Annotated in this window: 19 protein-coding genes; 10 read left to right on the top strand and 9 right to left on the bottom strand. The window is 47.0% G+C overall.

The window, feature by feature from the left end:
- Nucleotides 1-303: 303 nt before the first annotated feature.
- Both JGK11_RS03820 and JGK11_RS03815 read right to left on the bottom strand, forming a co-directional pair.
- A complete protein-coding gene (locus JGK11_RS03820) occupies nucleotides 304-1,791 on the bottom strand; it encodes an EH signature domain-containing protein (RefSeq protein ID WP_293210628.1) in 1,488 nt (495 codons plus the stop codon).
- Nucleotides 1,792-2,207: 416 nt separating this feature from the next.
- Complete coding sequence (locus JGK11_RS03815; protein WP_293175145.1) at nucleotides 2,208-2,489, bottom strand: hypothetical protein; 282 nt, start codon at nucleotides 2,487-2,489, stop codon at nucleotides 2,208-2,210.
- Between the two features lie 280 nt (nucleotides 2,490-2,769).
- On the opposite strand from JGK11_RS03815, the gene JGK11_RS03810 reads away from it, so the two are divergent.
- Both JGK11_RS03810 and JGK11_RS03805 read left to right on the top strand, forming a co-directional pair.
- The gene (locus tag JGK11_RS03810) at nucleotides 2,770-3,855 is read left to right on the top strand and encodes a glycosyltransferase family 4 protein (protein WP_293175147.1); all 1,086 of its coding nucleotides are present in this window, start codon (nucleotides 2,770-2,772) and stop codon (nucleotides 3,853-3,855) included.
- Nucleotides 3,856-4,458: 603 nt separating this feature from the next.
- On the top strand, nucleotides 4,459-6,837 hold the full coding sequence (locus JGK11_RS03805) for an amylo-alpha-1,6-glucosidase (RefSeq protein WP_293210625.1): 2,379 nt from the start codon (nucleotides 4,459-4,461) through the stop codon (nucleotides 6,835-6,837).
- Nucleotides 6,838-7,080: 243 nt separating this feature from the next.
- On the opposite strand, the gene JGK11_RS03800 is transcribed toward JGK11_RS03805, so the two are convergent.
- Nucleotides 7,081-7,305: a hypothetical protein gene (locus JGK11_RS03800; protein ID WP_293210622.1), complete on the bottom strand. Its 225-nt coding sequence runs from the start codon at nucleotides 7,303-7,305 to the stop codon at nucleotides 7,081-7,083.
- A 106-nt stretch (nucleotides 7,306-7,411) separates the two neighbouring features.
- Between JGK11_RS03800 and JGK11_RS03795 the strand changes: the two genes are divergently transcribed.
- The 7 genes from JGK11_RS03795 (at nucleotide 7,412) to JGK11_RS03765 (ending at nucleotide 19,654) form a co-directional block, all read left to right on the top strand.
- Entirely contained in the window at nucleotides 7,412-7,777 is a 366-nt protein-coding gene (locus JGK11_RS03795; protein ID WP_293175153.1) for a response regulator, read from the top strand.
- 506 nt (nucleotides 7,778-8,283) lie between these two features.
- Nucleotides 8,284-8,784 (top strand): chemotaxis protein CheW, encoded by a 501-nt coding sequence (locus JGK11_RS03790; RefSeq protein WP_293175155.1) that lies wholly within the window; start codon nucleotides 8,284-8,286, stop codon nucleotides 8,782-8,784.
- Nucleotides 8,785-8,989: 205 nt separating this feature from the next.
- On the top strand, nucleotides 8,990-15,181 hold the full coding sequence (locus tag JGK11_RS03785) for a PAS domain S-box protein (RefSeq protein ID WP_293210619.1): 6,192 nt from the start codon (nucleotides 8,990-8,992) through the stop codon (nucleotides 15,179-15,181).
- 193 nt (nucleotides 15,182-15,374) lie between these two features.
- Nucleotides 15,375-15,668, top strand: coding sequence for a type II toxin-antitoxin system RelE/ParE family toxin (locus JGK11_RS03780; RefSeq protein ID WP_293175159.1), 294 nt, complete (start codon nucleotides 15,375-15,377; stop codon nucleotides 15,666-15,668).
- Nucleotides 15,665-15,982 carry a hypothetical protein gene (locus tag JGK11_RS03775; protein WP_293175161.1) on the top strand — a complete coding sequence of 106 codons (318 nt, stop codon included), beginning with the start codon at nucleotides 15,665-15,667 and terminating at the stop codon, nucleotides 15,980-15,982. Before JGK11_RS03780 ends, JGK11_RS03775 begins: the two co-directional genes overlap by 4 nt.
- A gap of 234 nt (nucleotides 15,983-16,216) precedes the next feature.
- On the top strand, nucleotides 16,217-19,036 hold the full coding sequence (locus JGK11_RS03770; RefSeq protein ID WP_293191482.1) for a hybrid sensor histidine kinase/response regulator: 2,820 nt from the start codon (nucleotides 16,217-16,219) through the stop codon (nucleotides 19,034-19,036).
- Nucleotides 19,037-19,177: 141 nt separating this feature from the next.
- Nucleotides 19,178-19,654, top strand: a complete 477-nt coding sequence (locus tag JGK11_RS03765; RefSeq protein WP_293175165.1) for a chemotaxis protein CheW — start codon at nucleotides 19,178-19,180, stop codon at nucleotides 19,652-19,654.
- A gap of 3 nt (nucleotides 19,655-19,657) precedes the next feature.
- Here JGK11_RS03765 and JGK11_RS03760 read toward each other — a convergent pair whose 3' ends face one another.
- On the bottom strand, nucleotides 19,658-20,263 hold the full coding sequence (locus JGK11_RS03760; RefSeq protein WP_293175167.1) for a hypothetical protein: 606 nt from the start codon (nucleotides 20,261-20,263) through the stop codon (nucleotides 19,658-19,660).
- Between the two features lie 148 nt (nucleotides 20,264-20,411).
- On the opposite strand from JGK11_RS03760, the gene JGK11_RS03755 reads away from it, so the two are divergent.
- Nucleotides 20,412-21,116, top strand: a complete 705-nt coding sequence (locus tag JGK11_RS03755) for a pentapeptide repeat-containing protein (RefSeq protein ID WP_293175169.1) — start codon at nucleotides 20,412-20,414, stop codon at nucleotides 21,114-21,116.
- Between the two features lie 117 nt (nucleotides 21,117-21,233).
- Here the strand turns inward: JGK11_RS03755 and urtE are convergent, their stop codons facing one another.
- From urtE to JGK11_RS03730, 5 genes are all read right to left on the bottom strand, one after another.
- Entirely contained in the window at nucleotides 21,234-21,932 is a 699-nt protein-coding gene (gene urtE / locus JGK11_RS03750; RefSeq protein ID WP_293195982.1) for an urea ABC transporter ATP-binding subunit UrtE, read from the bottom strand.
- Between the two features lie 70 nt (nucleotides 21,933-22,002).
- Nucleotides 22,003-22,749, bottom strand: a complete 747-nt coding sequence (gene urtD / locus JGK11_RS03745) for an urea ABC transporter ATP-binding protein UrtD (protein ID WP_293175173.1) — start codon at nucleotides 22,747-22,749, stop codon at nucleotides 22,003-22,005.
- 407 nt (nucleotides 22,750-23,156) lie between these two features.
- On the bottom strand, nucleotides 23,157-23,903 hold the full coding sequence (locus tag JGK11_RS03740) for a TIGR00266 family protein (protein WP_293210617.1): 747 nt from the start codon (nucleotides 23,901-23,903) through the stop codon (nucleotides 23,157-23,159).
- 207 nt (nucleotides 23,904-24,110) lie between these two features.
- The gene (gene urtC, locus JGK11_RS03735; RefSeq protein WP_293195980.1) at nucleotides 24,111-25,253 is read right to left on the bottom strand and encodes an urea ABC transporter permease subunit UrtC; all 1,143 of its coding nucleotides are present in this window, start codon (nucleotides 25,251-25,253) and stop codon (nucleotides 24,111-24,113) included.
- A gap of 26 nt (nucleotides 25,254-25,279) precedes the next feature.
- Entirely contained in the window at nucleotides 25,280-26,440 is a 1,161-nt protein-coding gene (locus JGK11_RS03730) for an urea ABC transporter permease subunit UrtB (RefSeq protein WP_293195978.1), read from the bottom strand.
- Nucleotides 26,441-26,605 lie beyond the last annotated feature (165 nt).

The raw sequence follows: 26,605 nt of genomic DNA, 5'->3' as shown, positions 1-26,605 counted from the left end.
AGCCGATCGCAGTATCTTTCTCACCGATGAATCGCACGCTAGATCAAAAACGCATCCACAGCTTGAACCGAGCAGCCGTAGAGAGGAAAAAGGTTGAGACTTGACAGCGGTATCGCCCCCAACGTCCCTCGCTAAAATTTTTCGGACTGCAAGTCTCGCACGAGGAGATGAATGCGGTGCAAAATTTTACGGTACAACCACGCTCAAACATTTGATGTCATCTCATCTTTTTTGTGCGCTTAAGTAATACTAAACTGAGATTCTCCCGATTCAACTATTACTTTAGATAGTATTGGCAACTGACTATTTGCTCTCTGCTGCCAAACTTTCCATTTCTTTCTGCCACTTTTTTAATAAAACTTCCCGCTCTTTTTGTTCCTGAGGTTCCGGCATTCTCAAGCCATTTGTAGAATCATATTTGCCGTAATACTGCGACATTCCCTGAAAAGATTTAGTCCCCTCATTGGGCATAATTTTTTTCTGCTTCAGCCACTTTTCGCAAGAACTTTGCCACATGAAAACGCGATCGTGCACTTCGCCACCTAATTTTCTGATGCGCTTAACAGACAGTTCTTTTTTGACAAACAACAGCCGATCGCTCTCTTTGGTACGCTTAATCAACCGAATTTCGGCGCCGGTGCCCCGGAAAAACTCGATCGCGCAATAGCCCTCCAACTGAAAAATGCAAACTTCCGTTGGAGGATTGCCGTCTTCCGGCAAGATATCCACATCAAAGGGCAACTGGTAGCCGATCGCGCTCACAGACGACTGCGGCAACAGCAACCGCACCCGCAGCAGGCGATCGCCATAATTTGCCCAAAAATCCCGGCGCTCCTCCAACTGCTTAATTTCCGCATCAGACAGCCGCAGCATCCGCGCCACCAAATCGATTGTTTTCTGGAAATAACTGTAATTTAGTCCGCCAATCCATCGCCTCAGCGACTCTTGAGCGGGAGCCGAAAGTAACTGCAATTTCGGATAATATTCGTCTCGCACCCACTCAACCAATTTCGGCCGTTGATTTTTGAGAATATCGCTCGAAATTTTAACTAACAACTCTTCAACTGCTGCAAGTTGCGACGCTGGTGGCATTTCCTTCAAGCACCTGAGCAGCCATTCTACACCCGACAAATCGGCAACCTGATTTTTGGCAAAAATTCCGGCAAGGTGTGGCCCGGCGCGATCGACTACGGGGATACTTGCGGGTAACTGAGCTTTTCCTAATAGTTCTACAGGGGTTTTTAGGTATTGCCAAGTCAATTTTGCTAGCTCGTAATCCGGTAAATCGCGGGTCAGTATTTTAATGATTTGTACTGGCAAAGCATCGGTGCCAGTCGCTGTATTGGCAAAGTCGGCAAAGCACTCTACCAAAGCTCGATCGAGGGCGGGAGCATTGCTAGAAACAGGATTTTCTAACTGGTGGCTGTAATGCAGCGCCAAACGCCACAACAACTGCTGTTTCAGGCGCACATTGTTCTGAGCTACCAGCCAAATAGCTTGAGATATTTCTCTGGTGCGATTCCCTACGGGATAGCTTCGCTTCACGGGATTTTTCAGATCCCATTGAGATTTAGCCCAGAGACAATAAGTCCATTCTAGAGGAGTAATACTGTCAGCTCGATCGCCCTCAATATCTGCTATAATTTCTGCCATTCCTCGCAAAACACCTGCTTGCACTTCGCTAATATTTGGCTTGCTTTTCTGTACAAAATTTCCCGAATCTTTGATTTTTTCTGGCAGCCGCTGGCTGGGATTTTCCGGTAGTTGAATTTGGCGAAACTGAACGCTCATATTTATAATTTGTTTGCTATAAAGTTGCTGCACTAGCATGATGCAATTTTTGACCAGAAAGAATTGGTTTAAAGGGGAGCATCTCTGTTTTGCGAAAAGCATTTTTTTATTATAGTGCGAGCACGCAAGAGCTCGCGTATTCTACAACTTGCGAGTTCGCGACAGCACTATATTCCAATACGGTTGACTTAACACTATTTATGCGCCGGAGATCCCCCTAAATCCCCCTTAAGAAGGGGGACTTTGAGAGCATTCTTGTCCCACCCCCTACTCCCCTTTTTCAAGGGGGGTTAGGGGGGATCTGTCTTAAGTAAACGGTATTGCACTATATTCCTTCCATGTAGAAGTCACTGTCAACTGTCAACTGTCAACTGTCAACTGTCAACTTTCAACTGTCAACTGTCAACTGTCAACTTTCAACCGACTTTTGTACATAAATCTCTCGCAAGTGTGCGATCGATCGCAATTGAAAACCCCGTTGATTGGCTCGCCCGCGCGTCATTTCTGTGATTGTAATATTTTACACAATTTTCGATATTCAGGGAAGGTACGACTGGGAAAACTAGCTGGGGTTGGGCGTTATGCTCTCTTTCGGCAGAAGTCAAGCTAGCTTGTCCGTGCGGCAGTAGTCCTGTGAACTCAAAAAAGAAGCACACAAGTGCGATCGCCCTACCCGAAAGAATTGGTTTAAAGCCCAAAGCCCGATCGCCCTTGAGAAATTAAAATCAGACTATTCATTACTCCCATCCTCGGACTTCCAGGTAGAGGTCGCACTCAACTGTCAATTGTCAACTGTCAACTGTCAACTGAAATCACAATCTCCCTCTCAAGTAGCATAGACTAAATTTGTAAATTGTTATTAAATTTAGTTGTGCGCGACAGTAACTTAAAAGTTAAGAGAAGTTGCTAACACTACCTAGTGTAACAATCCTCAATCGCGTAGGAAATTTTACAGTAAATAAAATTAGAAGGTTTGTGATGAGAATTGCCCAAATTGCCCCCCTGTTCGAGCGAGTTCCGCCCCCAGCTTACGGAGGAATTGAACTGGTGGTCAGCCTCTTGACCGAAGAATTAGTCAGAAGGGGACATGAAGTCACCTTATTTGCCTCCGGCGATTCAATTACTTCTGCTACTTTAGAATCAGTTCACCCCAGAGCGCTGCGTCTCGATCCCACCGTTAAAGAATACGGCATTTACGATATGATGCAACTGAGCAAAGTATATGGAAAAGCCGGAGAATTTGATATCATTCATTCCCACGTAGGCTGCACAGCTTTGTCTTACTCGCACTTAGTAAAAACGCCCACAGTTCACACCCTCCACGGCATTTTTACCCCAGACAACGAGAAGATGTTTAGCTTGGCCCGCACTCAGCCCTATCTAAGTATTTCTAACTCTCAGCGGGAAGAAAGACTAAATCTCAACTACGTCGCCACAGTTTATAACGGCATCGATCCGGCGACTTACGAATTTCACCCGCAGCCGGACAATCCTCCTTATTTAGCTTTTCTCGGTCGTATTTCGCCCGAAAAAGGTGCTCATTTAGCCATAGAAATTGCTAAGGCTTCCGGCTGGCATTTAAAGATTGCCGGCAAAGTCGATATTGTCGATCGCGAATATTTCGAGCAAGAAATCAAGCCGCACATTGACGGCAAGCAAATAGAATATTTAGGCGAAGCCAACCACGCCCAAAAAAGCGTGCTGATGGGCGGTGCAGTCGCCACATTATTTCCGATTACTTGGCGCGAACCTTTCGGGTTAGTCATGATTGAGTCCATGGTAACGGGAACGCCCGTAATTGCCATGAAATTAGGCTCGACTTCCGAAGTTATTGTTCACGAAAAAACGGGTTTTCTGTGCGAAAGCGTGGCAGAATGTATCGCCGCCATCGAACCGGCCCGAGAACTCGATCGCAGCGCTTGTCGCCAACACGCGATCGATCGCTTCAGCGTTAAAACAATGGTCGATGGCTATGAAGCAGTTTACCGACAAATTTTAAAAGAGCGATTTTCTCAAAACGGTCACGCGCATCATTTGACAGAATTAGAACTGCACGGCAGATAGCTGGGCGAGGACAAATTAAACGCAAGGCGGGTTTAGTTATCCAAAATTTACTTACCACATTCAATCAACCGGGTTGTTTTATGGAAACACCCGGTTTTTACCTGAGTTTAATTAATTGTCATTTTAGTTGTCGTAAAACAGGCTCGAACTTTCAGTAGAAGATTCTCAGCAGCAAGAGGAAGAAGGACACGGCATTGCCATGTCCCTAATGTATTTCAGAAGATTAGATAATATTACAAAAGTTTTTTTAATTAATTTTTTGGGACGGGCTAGAAGCCCATCCCACAAGAAAAAAATGTGGGATGGGCTTCTAGCCCGTCCTAGCTATTTTTGCAATAAGTCTATTAAAAACTGCTGTATTAGTTGGTCGATATCATGCTGATTTTTTACCGAGCACTTCACTTTTTAGTCTGGATTTAATAAAAATTAAATTCATTTTAGGAAGTCAACTATTTGCTGGCATCAGTTGAAAAAAATGGTATGATGCTAATAGTGAAGCATTACATCAGGGTGCTTCGTGTCAAAATTTAATGCCAAAAAGTCAAGAGTCAAAAGCTCAAGAAAATTAAACTTTTGAAAGCTGGGAATCCACTTTTTGTAAAAATGACCGATACCTATGAAATAGAAGGAAAAACATTTGTCGCTGCTGCGGAGTTACCCGTAACCGAGTGGCCTTGCGCGATCGCCGATCGACCTCAACCAACACTCACCCTCAAAGACGATGATTTATTCCTGATTACTGACACCCTCGGCAACATCTCAGGCTGCTTAGAAGACGACAACGTGTCTAGCTTTGGGTTGTTTTGCCACGACACGCGCTTCCTCAGCCGCCTAGAATTGCAAATAGAAGGGCGATCGCCAATTTTGCTCAGCAGCAACGCCGAAAAAGGCTACCTGCAAACAGTTTTGTGCTCAAATCCCCGCATTGACGATCGCATCCAGGCAGAAACCATCGGCATCAGGCGAGAAATGGTGCTCAACGGCGGTTTATTTGAAGAAATAGAAATCACCAACTTCACCACAAAACCAGTCAGCTTTGAAATAAGTCTCAGCTTCAGCTCAGATTTCTTAGACTTATTTGAAGTCCGGGGTTACGGCCGCTCCCAGCGCGGGAAACTCCTGCGCCTGATGCCCCAAAAAACCGACGGAGCATCCCCCAGCGAATTTGCAGACAAAGCAGCTTTTCCTGACGCTGCAAACGGCAATAGCCACGGTGAAAATCCGGCAGTAGAAAACCCAAATGTGCCAATTCAAGAATCAGCAAAAAACTCGATCGGCGATCGAGCGATCGCCCCATATCCTTTCTGCGATCTTCAACAAGATTTAACCCTTGCCTACCAAGGTTTAGACGGCTTAGTAATGGAATCTCGGATCGAGTTTTACAACCAGCCACCATCACTGTTTCAGGGGAATACAGCAGTATGGCGCATCTCCCTAAAATCCCACGAAGCAATCAAATTGGGATATCGGCTCAAAATGCTGATCGACGGCAAATCGATCTCCCAAGTTACCACTCCCGTAAACCTAGTTCAAGCCAAAGCAGCGGAACTTTTAGAAGAGCGAGAATGGCTGACCGAAATTACCAGAATTAAGTCAGATAAAAACACCTTTAATCGACTCCTAAAACGCGCCGAACAAGACATTTATTCCCTACGACAAACCTTTGGCAAAGGCAAAGCAATTTCAGCCGGAGTTCCCTGGTTCTCGACATTATTCGGGCGCGACTCCATCATCGCCGCTGCTCAAATCTTAATTCTCGATCCAAGTTTAGCCAGACAAACTCTGACAACCTTAGCTCACTATCAAGGCAAAACCGACGACGATTGGCGCGACGAAGAACCGGGCAAAATACTGCATGAAATTCGCATGGGAGAAATGGCTCGCTGCAACGAAATTCCCCACACTCCCTATTACGGAACAGTCGATGCTACGCCTTTGTGGTTGATGCTTTACGCTGAATATTACGCCTGGACATACGACAGCCAAACTTTAGATCTTTTGTGGCCAAATGCTTTGGCAGCGATGGAATGGATCGATCGCAAATGTGCCGCCACAGGCTACCTCAGCTATTACAAAAAATCCCAGCGCGGCTTAGCAAATCAAGGCTGGAAAGACTCGGGAGATTGCATCGTCAACCGATCGGGCGTCATTGCAGAAGGAGCGATCGCCCTTTGCGAAGTCCAAGCCTACGTTTACGCTGCCAAAACCAGGCTGGCAGAGATTGCCCGCATCAAGAAACGCATCGATTTATGCGATCGCTGGCTAGAAGAAGCAAAAGACCTAAAAACCCGATTCAACCGCGATTTTTGGATCGAAGATTTAGATTATTGCGCCCTAGCATTAAACGGCCAAGGCAAACCTGTAGACAGCATTTCATCAAATCCGGGACACTGTTTGCACCTCGGCATTTTGTCGCGAGAAAAAGCTCGCAGCGTAGCTGAAAGATTGCAAGCCCTAGATATGTTTAGCGGTTGGGGAATTCGCACCCTATCCTCCTTATCTCCCGCCTACAATCCCATAGGCTACCACACAGGCTCAGTCTGGCCGCACGACAACGCTTTGACAGCTATGGGATTGCGATCGCTCGGCCGAGTCGAACAAGCCCTAGAAGTAGCTCAAGGCTTATTTGACATGACTTTGCTGCAACCCTACGAGCGTCCCCCCGAACTTTTTTGCGGCTACGAGCGCAACAGCCAGAGCGATCGCCCCGTGCAGTATCCTGTAGCTTGCTCGCCCCAAGCTTGGGCAACTGGCAGCATTTTTCAACTGTTGCAAATGATGTTAAATTTAGTTCCCGATGCCCCTAACAACCAACTGCGAATTATCGATCCAGCCTTACCAGAATCGATTAATAAGTTGTCGCTAAACAACTTAAGGATAGGCTCAACTTTGCTAGATTTGGAATTTGAGAGATCTGGTTCCTCAACCGCTTGTCGGGTGATGAAAAAACGCGGCAATTTGCGAGTAATTATCGAAGCTTAAATGCGGCTAAGGATCGCAAATTAAATAACTTACAATTTTAATTGTTATTGTGGGGTGGGCGGGAGAGCCCGCCCTTTTTGGACGGGCTCTCCCGCCCACCCCACAAACTTGTGTAAGTTATTTAATTCTCATTCTTAAGTGGGAATTGGGAATTCCCAATTCCCTTGATTCGCGACACGGAAGTCACGGAGGCAGGGATAGCTTTTTTTCTCTTCCGACTTCATCGGACTTCTTCTTTCTGGCTTATTCTGGCTTATTCTGGCTTATTCTTCCCTCTTTCTTGTTCCTTCTTCCCTCTTCCCTCTTCCTTCTTCCCTCTTCCTTCTTCCCTCTTCCTTCTTCCCTCTTCCTTCTTCCCTCTTCCTTCTTCCTTCTTCCTTCTTCCTTCTTCCTTCTTCCTTCTTCCTTCTTCGCTGAGGCTATGTGACCGGCTATATTGTATTTAGAAGTGCATTGATTTGTTTGCAAAATGGCGCAATCAAATAACCGTAGTGAAGCGGGGCGAAAGCCATCACCCCAGCAGCTTCTGGAGCGAGATTATCCGCCGTGAACAATAGTAAGGAAGTGTGAAATTATGTCAAAAATTTTAGTAGTGGACGATGTTCCCAGCGAACTGGAAATCATCTGTCGCATTCTTCAAGATGCCGGAATGCAGGTGATCCGGGCTGGTGACGGCGAAGAAGCGATCGCCCTGATCCGAGAAGTGCCGCCGGATCTCGTGGTGTTAGACGTAGTGATGCCGCGAATGAACGGATTTGAAGTGATCAGAGAATTGCGGGGCGATCGCGCCACTGCACACTTGCCAGTAGTATTTTGTACTCATAAAAACACCGATATCGATAAAGCTTGGGGAACCGATTTAGGCGCCGATGCTTACGTCAGCAAACCATTTGAGCCTCAGCAACTCGTCAACATCGTGCAGCGACTGCTTTGGGCTTAAACAAAATAGACCTCTTGCAAAATAATTTTGTGCTATTATAGAAAGTTTAGACAATTTTATAATCTAGCAGGCTGAACAAGTTTAAGGAGATGCCAATCAACCCCATAATTCAAAGTTTGACCTAAACTTGAGCAAACTTTTAAGGATAACATATATTTTTTTTGCAAGAGGTCTAATATAGCCGTTCTCCTAATAGTGAGGTAATTGGCAATAGGTAATTGGTAATCGCGCTTGACCTCACTCACACTCTTTTGTGCTATATCAAGTGTTCAGTAGCATTCACCAAATATCATAGCGAGAAACCCAGTTTTTTTTTCAACAAACATGGTTTCTAAATTCCTTAAAAGTGGTAGATATATTAGAGAAATCATTCCAGTTGCCCAGCCCGCTATTTATTTAACCATTTGATCCTGTAAAACCGATCCAGATAAACTCTCGGAGCGATCGGCTTTCCTAGCAAAGCAAATTCCTCATTTGTAAGATACACTAGAAACAAAAAATCAGGAATGAAAACAACTGCTACCCAGGCGGCGGGGAATCAGACAAGTGGAACAAAGCAATTTCTCCTTTTCGGTCAAGGAGGCAGTCTCTTTGGCGTAGAGTTAGAAGCAGTGCGGGAAGTTCTTTCCCTCAACGAACAACCGATTTCCCCAGTTCCTAACACCCTGCCATTTTTGTTGGGATTAACCAACTTGCGGGGCGAAATCCTAGCAGCAGCAGACTTCGGACGGTTTGCTGGGCTCGATCCGGTTGACACCCACCACCCAAGCAGCCGCATCTTAGTGGTGGAAGCGCCCGATCCGCGAGATGTGAGATTGTCGAAAATGCGGATGGGCTTGGCTGTCTCCCGTGTCGAAGGAGTTTTGTCTCTAAATCCCGATCGCACTGTCTCAGCAGTAGATGTCAGTCCCGACTTGGCTCCCTTCTTAAAAGGTTTGTACAATTCCGAAGGACGCTTGCTAATGATAGTGGATGTCGAGGCGATCGCCCATTCCGAACGCTGGTAATTAAACAGTTGACAGTTGACAGTTGACAGTTGACAGTTGGCAGTTGACAGTTGACAGTTGGCAGTTGGCAGTTGACAGTTGACAGTTGACAGTTGACAGTGAGGTTTTTAGGCAGTTGACAATTGACAAAGGAAGAATATGGAGTCAATCTAAAATCTAAAATCTAAAATCGATCGCCTTTAATTTACCAATTCTTAATTTTATCATGAATTTTATCTATAGTTCGATCGCCACGACATTCACCCTGACATTACCTGACTTTTCTATTTCGCTGGTAGCTGGGATTGCCAATTGTATTATTTGTTTCTGTTACTTTGCGATCGCCTCGCTAATCAGCTTAGGTTTGTGGCGAAACCGTCAATTCGGGTTCGACATCTTCGCCACAGTCACAGCAGCCATATTTTGGAGCTGCGCTTTCGGCCACAGCGGCCACGCAGCCGAATACCTGGGATTGCCGCACTCCCATGTGGCACAAACTGTATCGGATTGGATAACTGTCATTCCGGCGATCGCCTTTTTGAGTCTGTCCAACCGCTACCAATTCTTAGTAGGTTCCACCCAAATTCTTACCTCCAAAAAAGCAACAGAACAAGCCCTCAGCGAAACAACCCAGCGATTTCAGGCAATCTTCGACCAAGCTTTTCAACTAATCGCATTATTGAACCCAGACGGCACTCTGATCGAAGCAAATCAGACAGCATTAGAATTGGGCGATTTGGAACCATCAGAAGTGCTGGGGCTAAAATTTTGGCACACACCTTGGTGGGCATCATCCCCAACCAACCAGCAGCGCCTCAAAACCAACATTAAACAAGTCTCGGCAGGCAAGTTTGTACGGGAAGAATACGAAATCACCGGAGCCAACAACCAGGTGACAGTAATTGACATATCATTTAAGCCCCTGTTAAATGAAACAGGAGAAGTATTTCAAATTCTCGCGGAAGGCCGCGACATAACAGCGCGCAAACAGACAGAAGCCAAATTGCAGCAGCTAACCGCAGAACTAGAGCAGCGAGTCAATGACAGAACCGAGCAGATTCAGCAAACCAACGCACTATTGCAACAGGAAGTTCGCGATCGCACCGCTGTTCAAGAGCAATTAAAAGCCTCTGAACAATTTTTAAACAACATCATCAACACCATCCCTGACCCGATTTATGTCAAAGACGAACAGCACCGCTGGCTAGCATTAAATGATGCCTTTTGTCAATACATCGGTCGCAGCAGATCGGAACTAATTGGCAAAGCTTACCGCGACTTCTTGCCCAAAGAACAAGCAGACATATATGAAGAAAAAAACCAATTAGTTTTCTGGGCAAACACCAGCAGCGAAACCCAAGAAACCATTACTGAACCGGACGGAAATACCCGTTTTCTGTCGGTCAAAAAATCTACCTTTGTAGATGCCGGCGGCAGCAAAGTCCTCGTTTGCGCCATTAGAGAAATCACCAACCGGGTGCGTATGGAAGAACAACTGCGGGAGACACTCGCCGAGGCTGAAAGCTCCCAAAACTTGCTGCGAACAGTTATTGACGCTACCCCAGACTTGATCTTCGTCAAAGATCGAAACTTCCGCTACAGCCTAGTCAACGCAGGTTTCGCCGCCGCCTTCGGCAAAACCCAAGCAGAAATGCTAGGCAAAGATGACCTAGAACTCAACGTACCCACAGAGCAAATATTCGGCAACTTCCATACCCAAACAGATCCTCAAAGACAAGTTAAAGGCTGGCGCGCTGATGACACAGCCGTACTCAACGGTCAGGAAGTCCATAACCCCAACGACATTGCCTCCTTAGCAGACGGCAAAGTACACATCTTCGACACCCAAAAATCGCCCCTCAAAGACGCAGAAGGCAAGATTCTAGGCGTTCTCGGCTTCTCGCGCGACATCACACAACGGCGCGAATCCGAACAAGAACTATTGCGGCTCAAAGCAATCTTAGAAACCACCACCGACTGGGTAGGGATGGCAGACTCCCAACAGCGCAGCATCTATCTCAACCGCGCAGCCAGAGAAATGTTGAGAGTTGGCAAGGACTCAGATTTAGCCGGAATTAGTATTTCTGACGTAACATCGCCCAAAAGTATGGACACTCTGATGGAAGTTGGTATCCCCGCAGCTTGCCGGGACGGGGTGTGGAGCGGCGAGACAATTTGGCAGACTTTAGACGGCGAAGAAATACCCGTTTCCCAAGTAATTATTGCCCACAAATCCCAGAGCGGAGAAGTTGAATTTATGTCAACGATCGCCCGCAACATTACAGAACGCAAGCGCACCGAACAAGCCTTGCAGCAGAACTTGCAAATGCTCGACCTTGCCAGCGATGCTTTGATTGTTCGGGATATTGACGGCACGATTAATTATTGGAACCAAGGCGCCCAGAGAATGTACGGCTTCACGAAACAAGAAGCTTTGGGTAAACTCACCCACACTCTATTTCACACCATCTTCCCCCAGCCTTTAGAAATAATATTGGCACAGTTAGCAGAGCGGGATTATTGGGAAGGAGAACTGATTCACACCACCAATTACGACACCAAAATTACCGTATTCAGCCGCTGGAATTTGCAGCGAGACGAACAGGGAAAACCCAAAGCAATTTTAGAAACTAACAACGACATTACAGGCCGCAAGCAAGCCGAAATCGAAAATCAAAGATTGAGATCGATCGTCGAAAGTAGCTCGGATTTTATCGGGATGGCAACAATGGAGGGAGAGCCATTTTACCTGAACTCCGCTGGCATTAAGCTAGTGGGACTCAACTCTCCCGAAGAACTCAAAACTAAGAATACGGGGGAATTCTTTTTTCCAGAAGACCTCCAGCAATTCACAGCAGAAATTATGCCGTGCGTCATGGAGACTGGCTCTTGGCGGGGCGAGTTTCGGTTGAAGCACTTTCGCACCGGCGATCGCATTCCCGTTGACTACAGCGTATTTACAGTCAAACACCCAGAAACAGGAGAGCCGATGGGGTTGGCAACAGTTACCCGCGACATCAGCGATCGCAAACGGGCAGAAGAAATGCTGCGCGATCGCGAAAGACTGTTCCGAGCCATTTTCGACCAATCGTTACAATTCATGGGGCTGCTAGAGCCAGACGGTACTGTTTTGGAAATCAACCAAACAGCCCTCCTTGCCGCTGAGGTGGGGATTGAAGAGGTAGTAGGCAAGCCGTTTTGGGAAACCCCGTGGTGGCAGATTTCCCCAGAAGTCAAGCAACAGGTACGAGAAGCTGTCGCCAAAGCCGCCGCCGGCGAGGTAGTTCGCTACGAAGCGGAAGTCCTACTTACCGGGGGTTTCCTCGCAACCCTTGACTTCTCCCTCAAACCCATCAAAGACGAGAGCGACAAAGTCGTGCTATTAATTCCAGAAGGCCGCGATCTGAGCGATCGCAAAGCCCTAGAACGAGAGCTTTCTTTGCGTCAAGCTCGCTTTGATGCCTTTTTCGCCGCAGCACCAGCGGGAATGTTCATCACCGACGACCAACTGCGGTTCATGCAGTTCAACGAAAAATTAGCCGAACTCGGGGGCCAGCCGGCTTCAGCATACATCGGCAAAACCCTATGGGAAGCCGAACCGGAAATGGCACCGGTTCTCGGCCCGCTGTACCAGCAGGTTTTGAGTACCAACGAACCGATTTTAAATCTCGAAGTCTCCCACGCTACCACTGCCCACCCAGATGTGGTGCGGGATTGGCTGTCTTCTTACTTTCCTTTGCCGGGAGAGGACGGCAAACCCCTTGGTATCGGTGCTTTCGTTCTGGAAGTTACCGATCGCAAAGCCCTAGAACGAGAATTAGTTTTGCGTCAATCCCGCTTTGACGCATTTTTCGCCGCCGCCCCAGCCTCGATGTTTATTTTTGACGAGCAGTTGCGGTTCGTGCAAGTCAACGAAAGTTTGGCCGAAACGACCGGCGTCTCAGTTGCCGAACACCTAGGCAAAACCGTCAGAGAAGTGATACCGGAAATGGTCGATACTCTACAGCCGATTTTGCAGGGGGTTTTGGCAAACAACCAGCCGCTTTTAAATATTGAGGTTGCAGGTACAACCGTCAATCAACCGGGCGTAATCCGAGATTGGCTGGCTTCTTACTTTCCTTTGGCCGGAGAGGACGGGAAACCGATCGGTGTTGGCGGTGTGGCGATCGAAATTACCGATCGCAAAAAAGCCGAAGCAGAGCGCGATCGATTTTTCACCCTGTCCCTAGACTTGCTTTGCATTGCCGATTTTGAAGGCAAATTCAAGCGTCTCAATCCCGCTTGGGCAAAAACCCTCGGCTACACAGTAGAAGAACTCCAAAACCAATCTTTTATCGATTTTGTCCATGCCGAAGACGTGGAAAAAACCTTGGCAGAAACGGCAAAAGTAGCCGGCGGTGCCGAAACAATATCTTTTGAAAATCGCTACCGCTGCAAAGACGGTTCCTACAAATGGCTGTCCTGGAAATCGCGACCGCTAATAGAAGAAAAGATCATGTATGCAGTCGCGCGCGACATTACCGAAAGCAAACAAACAATTAGTCAACTGCAAGAAACAACAGCCCAATTAGCCCGTTCTGAAGAGGAATTTAGAGGGCAAAGCAATCTCTTGCAACTGCTAATTAACAGCATTAGCGACGGCGTGGTTGCTGCCGATGCCAATGGCAATTTTGTGTTGTTCAACCCCGCCGCTACAAATATGTTTGGCTCGGGTTCCACAGATGCTCTCCCCAACGAGTGGGCGGCAAAATACGGTGTATTTTTGCCCGATACCGTCACTCCCTATCCCACAGCCGACATCCCTTTAGTACGCACGCTTCGAGGAGAATCCGTTGACGATGTAGATATTTTCACCCGCCACGCAGCCCAGCCTGAGGGCCTGTGGGTCAAAATTAACGGCCGGCCGCTCAAAGACGAAACAGGAGCAATTAAAGGTGGTGTAGTCGTTTGCCGCAACGTCACCCAGGAAAAAGCATCGCAGCAGCAGATGCAGCAGTTGGCCGAGGCACAGGAACGCTTGCTGCAAGAACTCAAAACGCGGCAAAATGCCCTCGATGAAGCTGCGATCGTCAGCGAAACTGACCTCAAAGGCATAATTACTTACGTTAACGAAAGATTCACCCAAATATCCGGTTTCAGCATGGGAGAACTGCTGCACCGCGACCACCGCATTGTCAATTCTGGCTACCATCCCAAAGCATTTTTTTCCGAAATGTGGCTGACAATTTCTCGCGGTTTGGTGTGGAAAGGGGAAATCAAAAATCGGCGCAAAGATGGCTCGTTTTATTGGGTAGATTCCACGATCGCCCCCATCTTCGATACTAGCGGTACCATAGTCAAATATATCGCCATCCGCTTTGACATTACCGAGCGCAAAGAGGCAGAGGAAGGACTGGAAAAATTTGCAGCCGAACGCAAAGCTGAAGCCGATTCGATGACGCAGCAAGTCCTCAAACTGTTGGGAGAAATTAAAGGCGCAGCTCAAGGGGATTTGACAGTCAGGGCGGAAGTAACGAATGACGTTTTAGGTGCTGTCGCCGACTCTTTTAACTTTTTAATTGGTTCTCTGCGGAAGGTGGTAACGGGAATTCAAACTTTAGCCGAACAGGTAACATCTGCCACTGGCGAGTCAATTAACAATACCAGCGAACTCACTCAACAGGCGGAAGTTCAAGCAGAAAAAATATCTGCAATCATGCGGGAAATCGAGCGAATCGTGAATTCGATCCGCGACGTGCGAGATGTTTCGGTGCGCGCCGAAACCGTTGCTCAGCAGTCTTCTCACACCGCAGAAGTCGGCGGTATGGCGGTCGATCGCGCTGTCGAAGGCATTAACGAGCTCCGGTTGACGATCGCCTCTACCTCAAAAATGATGAAGCGTTTGGGCGAATCTTCGCAACAAATCGGCAAAATTGTCACTTCGATTTCTCAGCTTGCTTCCCAAACCAATTTGTTAGCTCTCAATGCTACGATTGAAGCAGCCAGAGCCGGCGAACAAGGTTTAGGTTTTGCGGTTGTCGCCGAAGAGGTGCGGAAGTTGGCAGAGCGATCGGCCGGCGCGACTGAGGAAATCTCGGAAATTGTGGGTACAATTCAAGAAGAAATCAGCCGCGTGATGAAGGCAATGGAATCGGGAACACTGGAGGTAGTGGAAGGTACTAAGCTAGCAAGCGAAGCTAAAACTCACCTGAATGCCATCATCGAAGTTAGTCGAGAAATGAATGCTTTGGTGCAGAATATTACTCGCGCTTCGGCTAAACAAACTGTTTCGGCTGAGGAGATTTCTAACAGTATGCAGCAAGTCAATGAGATTGCAAATACAACTGCCCAAAAAGGTTCCGATGTCAAAGCATCGCTTGATGATTTATCCGGTTCTGTCAGCAAATTGCAAAAGTCGGTGGCTAATTTCCGCAGTTAGTTATTAGTCAAAGGTTTGTAGTGAGGACTTTAGTCCTTCTATGGATGCGGACTAAAGTCCTCACTACAAACCAATCTTATTAGGGTCATCCTTTTCGGAGATGATATTAAGAGGCTCCCCTTAAGAAGTCACAGTGTGCGATGATGAATGCTAGCATAGATCGGTATTTGGAATATTTTAAGGTGCAGCTATCGTGTTTGAAATCGAGTTTACAGACCAAGCAATTGAGGATTTGCAGTGGTTTAAAAAACACGAACAGAATGTAATTGTTGACGGTATTGAAGCTAACCTTTGTTATGAACCCACTACGGAGACGCGCAACCGGAAACCCCTGCGTCCAAACAATACAGCAGAATGGGAATTGAGAGTGGGGCTATATCGCGTTTTGTACAACGTTGAGCAGCAAGTTAAAATTGTCAGTATAGAGCGCATCGCTGGCAAGCCTGGGAATAAATACATATTTCAAGGGGAAGAGGAAGAACTATGATGAACTGGGATTATCGAGTATTTTTTGAGGATGGCGGGTACACAATTCGCACGGTGTATTATGACGATACGGGTGCGATCGCAGCCTGCTCGGAAAAAGAAACTGCACCTTATGGAGAATCATTGGCAGAACTTCAAGCAGAATTAAACCAACTCCTGGCTGCTCTAAAAAAGCCAGTTATTTCTGCTGACGATGTGCCGGCTCCAAGCGATCGTCCGAAGGCAAAAAGAGGAAAATCATTGCAAGCAGTGCGGCAACAACTTGGCTTGCAATCGGAAATAACGAAAGAAATTTTGTTGAGTTCAAAGGATTAATAAAAAACCGAGGTTATCGGTAATAGTTCAAAAGTACTGGGCACCGATATTCATATTTATAGCAACCGCCACATCCGGCGCTCACATAAATAACCTGATGAATAGAGCTTAGAACCCTATAGCATAAACGGTTTGATTCCCGTACCTTGTAACTGTCAACTGTCAACCATTCGACTACGCTCACGGCAAGCTCTCAACTGTCAACTGTCAACTGTCAACTGTCAACTGCTATATATGGATGATGATGATTTAAACGAATTAATAGATGCTTTTACCGCAGAAACGCAAGAGTTTCTCCAGTCAATGGAAACTCACCTGCTGGCGATGGAAGGCGCAGATTTGAAAGGGCGACAAGCGGGTGTTAAAGAAATGTTTCGGGCCGCTCACTCGATTAAAGGTGCGGGTTCGATGTTGGGCTTTCAAGACGTGTCGGCGGCGGCTCACACGCTGGAGGACTGTTTTGTCATTTTGCGCGATCGCACGGACTTGTCGGCCCTGGAACCGGTCACTATAACTGTTTTGCTGCAAGGGGTGGATGCTCTCAAAAAGATAGCGGCCGAAGCAATTCACCACTCGGATGTCAGCACTCCCGATCAAAGGTCAAACCTGGAGGCGATCGCCCAAATTCATGCCCAGTTCGAGGCAAAGTACGGCAAGCCGGGGCCGCCGCCAGTCCCCGCAGCCAGTCGATCGGCAGCCCCGGAAACCCTGAAACTGATTTTTGAACACGAATTGCCGCCAATCTTCAATCGCCTAGAAACTGAGCTTTCCCAAGCTTCGGAGGCAGATTTGCCAAAAAGCGTCACCGCCCTCAACCAGGTTTATTACCAACTCTCCGGCTTGGCTGGAATGCTGCAATTGCCGGATTTTGGGAAAGTCGCTGAACCCCTCAGAGATTTGATCGACTCTCCAGATTTGACTTTACAGCGGTTGCAGTCCGAGGGTTGGGCGATCGCCCAGTCGTTGCAAACCGCACGCCAGCAGCTATTAGACGGAAGGGCGATCCTCTTCGAGGGCTGCGCTAACGAACTCCCCCAAATCTCCCCCCCACCCCCAAACGAATCACAAACATCCGAAACCTCCCCCCCTCTCCCCCTCTCCCCCTCTCCCCTCTCTCCCTCTCCCCCCCTCCCCAACCCGCAGCGACCAACAATCCGCGTAGACTTAGAACGGTTAACAGAATTAGTGAATCTGGTCGGAGAATTAGTCATCAACCGTACAAATTTGGAACTGCAAGAATCCGAATTGCGCGGCGAAGTCAAACGCATCCGCCGCAGTATCGTAGATTTAAATCAATTCGGCGGCCAGTTGCGCGAAGAATACGACAGACTGAGTTTTGCAGACTGGAGAGGAGGAAACGGCAATTCGGGATTAGGAAAACTTGCAGGATATGAAACAGAATTTCCACTGATTGTTAACGACAAATCCTCGATCGACCATTCTCACTTCGATATCTTAGAGATGGATCGTTATACAGAGTTCCACTCAACCGCCGCAGAAGTCATCGAAACCGCCGAAGCAATTTCTCAATCCGCCACCAAATTAGACACCTTAGCAATGAAATTCGAGCGCAGTACCGACCAACTGCGCCGCATCACCGAACAACTTCGCAGCCGCGTCATGCAGTTGCGAGTCGTGAGTTTCAGTCGCGCCGTAGACCACTTACCGAGGGCGCTTCGGGATATGTGCCTCACCTACGATAAAGATGTCAACCTGCTGTTAGTAGGAAGGGATACCAAAATTGACGAAAGTTTGCTCGACGCTTTGCGCGATCCCTTGGTACATTTAGTAAGAAACGCTTTTGACCACGGCATCGAAATGCCCGAAGTTCGGCAAGCAATTGGCAAACCCGCCAGCGGTCAAATTGAAATCGAAGCCCGCCACCAAGGCGGCCAAACTATTATTACTGTCGCCGATGACGGTAAAGGTATTGACCCGGAAATCATTCGCCGCAAAATAGTTAAAAAGGGTTTAGCGACGGAAGAACAAGCCCAAGAATTTTCGATTGCCGAACTCTATGATTTTCTATTTTGGCCCGGTTTCAGCACTGCCGAGGAAGTGAGCGATCTTTCCGGGCGAGGAGTCGGACTCGACGTGGTGCGAACAAATTTGCGGACTGTGCGGGGGACTGTGAAGGTGGATTCTCGCCTGGGAAAAGGTACGAGTTTTATCATCAAACTGCCATTGTTGCTGTCAATTACTGAGGCTTTGATGGTAAAGACCGATCGCAATAAAATAGCAGTACCGCTAGATGCAGTCGAGGAAATTCTGCATATTAAAGCTTCGGAAGTTCACACCGCCGGCAATCAGCCGATGTTGTGGTGGCGGGATGAATTTATTCGTTTGGTGCGACTGCAAGATTTGCTCGAATACAGCGTCGTCGGGCCCGATGGCCCCTCTCCAGACCCTTTGACTCAAGATCACATTCCCGTCTTGGTTTTGGCTTCTACCGAAGGAATGCTGGCGGTGGCCGTGGAACGCCTGATCGGCCAGCAGGAAATTGTGGTTAAACCTTTGCCGCCACCTCTATCCAAGCCTCGCGGGGTTTTGGGGAGTACGATTTTGGGGGACGGTAAAGTTGTAACTATTTTGGATGTGGATGATTTGGTGGGTCAACCTTTATCCAATAGTTCGATCGCCCCTGTGTCTGGTAAAGTGCCACAAGTGGCGCCGACTTCGAGTCAGTCGCCCCAGATTTTGGTAGTAGACGATTCCTATACAATTCGGCAGTTGTTGTCTCTGATGCTGACTCGTGCCCGCTACCGCGTAGTTCAGGCTAAAGACGGCTTGGATGCCCTGGAAAAGCTGCAAAATGGTCTTGATTGCAGTTTGGCGATTGTCGATATTGAAATGCCCCGGATGGATGGATTTGAATTATTGCGCTCTATGCGATCGACCCAGCGGTTTGCTAAGATTCCCGTAGCCATGCTGACATCCCGCAGCGGCGAAAAACACCGACAAATGGCAATGGAATTAGGCGCCAATCAATATTTTACGAAACCTTACAGTGAATCTCAACTTTTAGAAGCAATACCAAAATTAATCAAACATTAAATAAAGGTACGTTGTTGCGCTTTAGCGCTCTTTCATATATATACAAAGAGCGCTGAAGCGCAACTACATACCTAGAAAAAAATACTATTTCCCAGCAGTGCCTGGTAACGAATAGATTCCCAATCAAAAATCAAAAATCGCATGACTCACACGAATTACAATCGCCGCTTTCGCAGCAAGAAACAAGGCGCTGTCAGAACTCCTCCTCGAAAACTTGTGTCCTTTGAACTGGGAAACGTTAATTATGCGGTTCCTATAGAAAAAGTGCAGCGTGTTGTCAAAGACTTTAATCCCTACGGTTTTTTAGATAGCGGTCAAAGTTTAGTTCGGCACCAAGAAGAACTAATTACCCTGATTAATTTATCTAAAATATTTCCTAGCAGTCGGAGTATTGCTGACTGCAACTACCTGATTGTTTGCAGCTTAAATAAAAGCGATCGCTTGGGAATTCCCATTCCTGAGATGCCGAAGATTTTGGAAATTGCCGAAGAAAGTTTCTGCGAAATTCCAGAGTTGTACCGCCAACAGCAACTACCTGCGGTAATAGAAAAGTTGATTCGCGCCCCTGACGGTTCCGAAGTTTTTTATCTGAATTTGGCTCTATTTAGCCCAACCTAATATCTAGCAATTTTCAGTCATCATCCAAACGAGGAAGCCCAATATTTGCTCAACCGGAAGCAGAGAATAATCAGTAAGATCGATAGATACGCATTGCTCTTCTAGTTTAAGAAACCGCCAAACTGTACCGCTAGTTACGGTTCCGTAAATAGTCGATATCGGCTGTTGCTTTTGTTGGTTAAAACGTTGAGCGGCAACCATTTCTGCAAGGCATTGCCCCAAACCTGGTTTAAGGTCTTCTTTCTTGGCTTCCACTAAGACAACCGCAGGGGCTTTAATAAATAGTTGTTCCGGGGAACGACTTAGGAGAAAGTCCACATAGCCTGTGAGTTCAGCCTCCGGTTCTACATTGAATTCTTCGCCGGAAAAAACGCTAATCTGCCCTTGAAGCTGCCGTTTGACTTCCAGCAACACAGGATTGATAATCCCCTCAGATCGAGCTTTTTCACTGCTGACTGCGATCGCCCATGGAATCGTTTCTTTAAGAGTATCCTGAAGCAAAAGACTAGGAGTGACTGGCGCAATTTCGGGGAAGAAACGCGCGCCTTCAACGATCGTAAGATTGAAATCCTCTACAGCTTTGCTGAGAGTAAATTTACTGTAAGGCATAGGTTAATTATTTGCGATCGCATACCGTAACACTTTTGACTGAAATCAGGAATGTTTTATTTTTGGCTTAATATACTCGATTGAGTGTACCATCTTTACAGAGAATTTGCTGTAAATGGTATTCTTGCAAGCAAGAAGTTATTTATTTATGAAAAAAATCACAATACTGTCGATCGCCCTGCTAATTTCTGCCGCCACTCTAGAATATCCGAAGGTGGGGCTGCAACTAAGGGCGATCGGGCAAACACCAACGCCCCAAACACCAACACCTCAACCACCAATCATCCAACCACAAATACCCCAACCACCGACAACTCAACCACCAACACCCCAAACACCAACACCCCAAACACCAACACCCCAACCAAAAGCAGAAGATCCCAAAAAGCTCGGTTACGTCTCCCCAGAATTTGCCGAAAGGTTCTCCCAGCAACAAATTGACCAAATCAACGCCAACGTCGAAACGCTGTTGCTAACCCAAAGCTGCGTCCGTTGCGACCTCCGAGCTATAAAATTAGTTAACATACGCTTAAAAAATGCGATCGTCACAGGAGCAGATTTATCAGACGCCAGCCTCAGCGGTAGTACCTTCGAGATCTCAGATTTTGTCAACACCAATATGGCTCGCACAGACTTAAGCGGAGCCCAGTTAATCGGAGCGAGAATCAGCAACACCAACCTCCGAAAAGCCAACTTGACAGGAACCAATTTAGACGGTGCAGACTTGCGATTTTGCGACCTCAGAGACGCAAATCTGTCAAATGCGAACCTCCGGAATGCTAATATAGATGGCGCTAGTATCGATCGAGCCAGCATGGCCGGCACAACCATGCCAGACGGCCGAAAAAATTAATCACAAAATCTTTCCTAGAGGCAGAAACCGGGTTTTTTTTACGAAGCTACTGCATCAAAACCCTTAATCGCATAAAAAACCCGGTTTCTTTGGTATTGATAAGTCCAAAAATATAAATCAAACAGCCAAAAACCTCTGAACCACCTCATCACTCAACTCGCTAGTGCTTCCAGAAGCCACAATCCCGCCTTTCTGCATAGCATAATACCAATCAGCTTGCCGCACAAAATGCAAATGTTGCTCCACCAACAAAACCGAAATTCCCCTAGTCGCAACTACCCGGCGCACAGCAGCTTCAATGTCTAAAATAATCGACGGCTGAATTCCCTCCGTCGGTTCATCCAAAACCAGCAATTTCGGCTCACCCATCAAAGCCCTAGCGATCGCCAACTGCTGCTGCTGTCCCCCGCTCAAATCGCCCCCCATGCGATCGAGCATAGTCTTCAAAACCGGAAATAACTCAAAAATCTCATCAGGAACTTCAGGATTTTTGGTCAGAGTTGGTTTCGCTTCCAACCCTAACAATAAATTTTCTTTAACAGTCAAACGCGGGATAATTTCGCGCCCTTGAGGCACATAACCAATCCCCAATTTAGCCCGCTGGTGAGTCAACTTAGAGACAATAGATTGTCCGCCAAAATTAATTGTGCCGCTGCGAGGTTGCAGCAAGCCCATTAGGGTTTTTAGCATAGTAGTTTTGCCAACACCATTGCGGCCGATCAAGCAAACCATTTGCCCCGCATTAACACTTAAATCGACACCGCGCAAAATGTGACTTTCGCCATAGTAAACATTCAAATCAGAAACTTGCAGCATATGTTTGATAATTAGTAATTAGTAATCGGTAATCCGTTACATCCGTTACACAATCCGTTGCCGAACTTCTTCACTCTTCTGGTTTTCCCAAATATACCTCAATTACCCGATCGTCATTTTGCACCTCATCCATCGTTCCCTCGCACAAAACAGCACCCTGATGCAACACCGTCACCTGCCGCGCAATTTGCCGCACAAACTCCATATCATGTTCAATTACCAACACCGAATGACTTTCGGCCAGCGAAATCAGCAACTCTCCAGTTAACACAGTTTCCTCATCAGTCAAACCCGCCACAGGCTCATCCACCAACAACAAATCAGGAGATTGCGCCACCAACATCCCAATTTCCAACCACTGCTTTTCCCCGTGAGAAAGCAAACCAGCCAAAACATCAGCCTTAGCAACCAAACCAATAGTTTCTAACAAACCCGCCACCGTGCGCTTTTCAGCAGCAGGAGCAGGCTTAAACAGAGTTGGAAATACATTTTTATTGCCGTTGCAAGATAGCTCCAAATTTTCGCGCGGCGTTAAATTCAAGTAAACTCGCGGCGTTTGAAACTTGCGGCCAATACCCAGACGCGCAATCTGATATTCGGACAATTGGCGCAAATTTTTGCCCTTAAATATCACTCGCCCTTCCGTCGGCTGCACCTTCCCCGTAATCGAATCGAGAAAAGTTGTTTTCCCCGCACCGTTAGGGCCAATGATAACTCGGAGTTCCCCCGCATCCATGCTGAAATTTAAACCGTTGATGGCTTTGAAACCATCAAAACTAACAGTCAAATTTTCTATCTCTAATACTTTTCCCTTCATAACTTTAATTCCGCAATATACAACAACTGATTTTTCTTGATTTTCCTGAATTTTAGTTGTAGGGTGCGTCAGTAAACAGTCTCTGGAAAAACCGAAAAATCTGCGGGCTGACGCACCTTACATAACTGCTTGTCCTGAATTGTCTTTGGAAGGTGCGTCAGCCTATAGTCTTTGAGCTAGCCGAAAAATCTGCGGGCTGACGCACCCTACATAACTGCTGCTTGTCCTGAATTTTAGTTGTAGGGTGCGTCAGTAAACCGTCTCTGAGAAAGCCGAAAAATCTGCCGGCTGACGCACCTTGCTTAACTACTTGTCCTGAATTTTAGTTGTAGGGTGCGTCAGTAAAAAGTCTCTGGAAAAACCGAAAAATCTGCGGGCTGACGCACCCTACATGGGCTACATTAGCACTAGCCGCGATTGCTCATAAAGTCAAACGAAATACTGTTAGAAGTGCTCGTTACTGGAGCTGGAGTTGCAGCCATAATCCGCTCAGCCAACTTCGAGAGTGGCAGACTTTGCAAATACACTTTACCCGGCCCGGTTAGCTTGACTAAAAACAAGCCTTCGCCACCAAATAAAGCATTTTTAAAGCCGCCCACAAACTGAATATCGTAATCTACCGTCGGCGCAAAAGCTACCAAACAACCAGTGTCCGCCCGCAACACTTCGCCAACTCCCAAATTTTTCTCAACGATTGTTCCTCCCGCATGAACAAAAGCTAACCCGTTACCCTGTAATTTTTGCAGAATAAAGCCTTCTCCGCCAAAGAAACCGGCACCCAGCCGCTTGGTGAAAGCTACCTCAATTTCAATCCCGTTGGCGGCACAGAGAAATGAGTCTTTTTGACACAAAAATTTACCGCCAAGTTTGCCTAAATCGAGGGGAATTACTTTACCCGGATAGGGTGCGGCAAAAGCGACGCGGGCTTTGCGATTTCCGGCGTTGACAAAGGTGGTAATGAAAAAACCCGCTCCTGTCAGCATCCGCTTGAAACCTTGAAATAGGCCACCACCTGTGGATGTTTGCATTTGGATGTCGCCTTCCATGTATGTCATGGTTCCAGCTTCAGCCCTGACGCCTTCTTTGGAGTCGAGTTCAATCTCGATGAGTTGCAAATCGTCGCCGTAGATTTTGTAGTCAATAATATCTGCCATACGTTTCCCCTCAAGTTAAAAAAACGAAGCTGCTTGCTACTGATATCTAAGTAGGTGGACATATATATTGCATCTGGGGAGCGAGTCATGTTAGCGAAGCGAGCCGCAGGAAAGCTGGTGTCAAGTCTATGGCGATTGCTTCGTTTCTCTCTTCCGGGTGACATTTATTTATGTCCGCCTACTTATATATACACGATATTTTTGCAATCAATGTTCAAGTTCTTCTTTTTCGTGCTGCACTTCGGGGTCTTGTTCCAGGCTGGGGTAAGTAGATGCGTACTTCGGTTTTCTGAACAAGCGACGGATTTGCTCAAAATCTTGATTTTGCACCCATCCGACTAGGCCGTCGGGCAGCACGGTGACTACTATTAGGAATAATGCGCCTTGGAAAAACAGCCACACTTCGGGGAATTGTTCGCTCAAGAAACTTTTGCCAAAGTTGACTAGCAGCGCTCCCAATATTGCTCCTGATAATGTGGCGCGACCTCCTACTGCTACCCAAATTACCATTTCGATGGAAAATGCTATATCCATTGCCTTTGGCGAAATAATTCCCGTTTGTACGGTGAATAAAGCGCCTGCAATCCCGGCTAAGCCGGCGGAAATTGCAAATACTAAAACTTTGTATCCTGTGGGATTGTAGCCGGAGAAACGCAGGCGCACTTCGTCGTCGCGAATTGCTAGTAGCAAGCGCCCGAAACGCCCGCTTGTCAGCCAGCGGCAGAGGGCGTAAGTTGCTGCTAGAAATAGTACGGTGAGAATGTAGAAAATATATTGAGTATCTCTGCCGTTTACTGTGGCTCCGAATAGGGTTTTAAAGTCGGTGAGTCCGTTGGTGCCGTTAATCAGTTTTTGCTGGCCGTTAAAGAAGTTGAAAAATACAATTGTGGCTGCTTGGGTGAGAATTGAAAAGTAAACGCCTCGAATGCGATTGCGGAATACTAAGTAACCTAAAAGTCCGCCCAAGATGGCGGGGATGAGGAATAGGGCGATGACTGAGAAGGGAAATGAATAGAATGGTTGCCAAAACCAGGGCAGTTCGGTGACGCCGTAGAGGTTCATGAATTCGGGTAATTGACTGCTGGCGGTTGGGGGAATTTGCAGTTTTAGGTGCATGGCGAAGGCGTAGCCACCGATCGCAAAAAATACGCCATGTCCCAGACTGAGCAAACCTGTATATCCCCAAATTAAGTCTATACCGAGAGCTACAATCGCTAGTGCTAAAAATCGTCCCAATTGGTTGAGACGAGCGTCAGCAAGTATTCCTGGGACGATCGCGATCGCAATTATGGCGATCGCCCCTACAATTGCTGCTTCTTTAAACAGAGCCTTTTTTTCTGTATTCTTCATTTTTTTGCCGCTCAAAGCTGTAGTTTTTAATTCTCAACAGTCCGTCCTTTTTGCGGAAAAATTCCGCCCGGCTTCACTTGCAGAAAAGCCATAATTAAGGCGAATACCATGACTTTTGCCATGCTGGTGGTGGCGAAAAATGTGAAAAAATCAGCTAAAGGCTTGACAGGAGCAAACATTAATGCAAGTGTTCCCGATCCGATGAGATAATTTGCAGTGCCGATCGCCATTGCAGCAACTATACTGCCCATAATCTTGCCCACACCGCCCACAACCACCACCATAAAGGTATCGACTATATAATTTTGTCCGGTATTTGACCCTACAGAACCAATCAAACTAATCGCGCACCCAGCGACACCAGCCAATCCCGAACCCAAAGCAAAAGTCAGCGCATCTACTTGTTCGGTAGGTATTCCCAAACAAGCGCTCATGCTGCGATTTTGCGTCACAGCGCGAATCCGCAATCCCCACACAGACTTTTGCAAAAATAGGTAAATTCCTGCCAAACAAATGCCTGTCAGCGCAATAATAAAAAGTCGGGCGTAGGGTAACTGAAAAGTTCCCAGCGGGATGCCGCCGCGCAGCCATGCAGGCGCAGTCACATCAACGTTTTGAGCGCCAAACCAAGGTTGAGTTACTGCCAGTTTGTAAGTTTCCCCTAAAAATGCGCTCACTGCCCAGGAAATACCGAGAGACAGAGGCAAAATTATGGCGATAAATGTGCTGCGAGTGCGATCGAAATCGGGGCGCCGTTTCAGCACCTGCAAGCCGCCAAAAAACAGCAAACAAAACACCGCAATTCCCGTTACCAGCCCCCAACTGACGCTGCGAACAAACTGCTGCAAAATCAAACTTACGCCCCACGTCGCCAGCAGAGTTTCTAGCGGCCGCCCGTAGAGATGACGAATCACTCCCCGTTCGAGAATTAATCCTACTAATGCCGCCACTAAAAAAGCGAGGGGAATGGCAAATAAAATATAAGTTTCAAAGGCAAATCCTCCGATACCTTTGAAGAAATTCTGCACTACAAAAGTTGTATAAGCCCCCAACATCATCAACTCGCCGTGAGCCATATTAATTACGCCCATCAGCCCAAAAATAATCGCTAATCCCAGGGCTGCAATTAGCAAAACAGCGCCGATGCTAATGCCATTAAATAAACCGTCCAATAAGTCGATCGCCATTTTTTTCCTCTTACTTTTTTACATACAATAAATATTTTTTGTAGAGGTAGGTTTTATTTCATGCGTCTCAACTTAGAACTAAAACCATCTGTATAATAGCGCTGGTAGCCAAGTCTCGATCCCCCTAAATCCCCCTTAATTAATAAGGGGAGTAGGGGTTGACTT

It is taken from the genome of Microcoleus sp. PH2017_34_RAT_O_A (genome assembly GCF_020737885.1).
GTDB lineage: Bacteria > Cyanobacteriota > Cyanobacteriia > Cyanobacteriales > Microcoleaceae > Microcoleus.
Note: the sequence above shows the minus strand (reverse complement) of the source record. Positions and strands in the feature narration are given on the sequence as shown.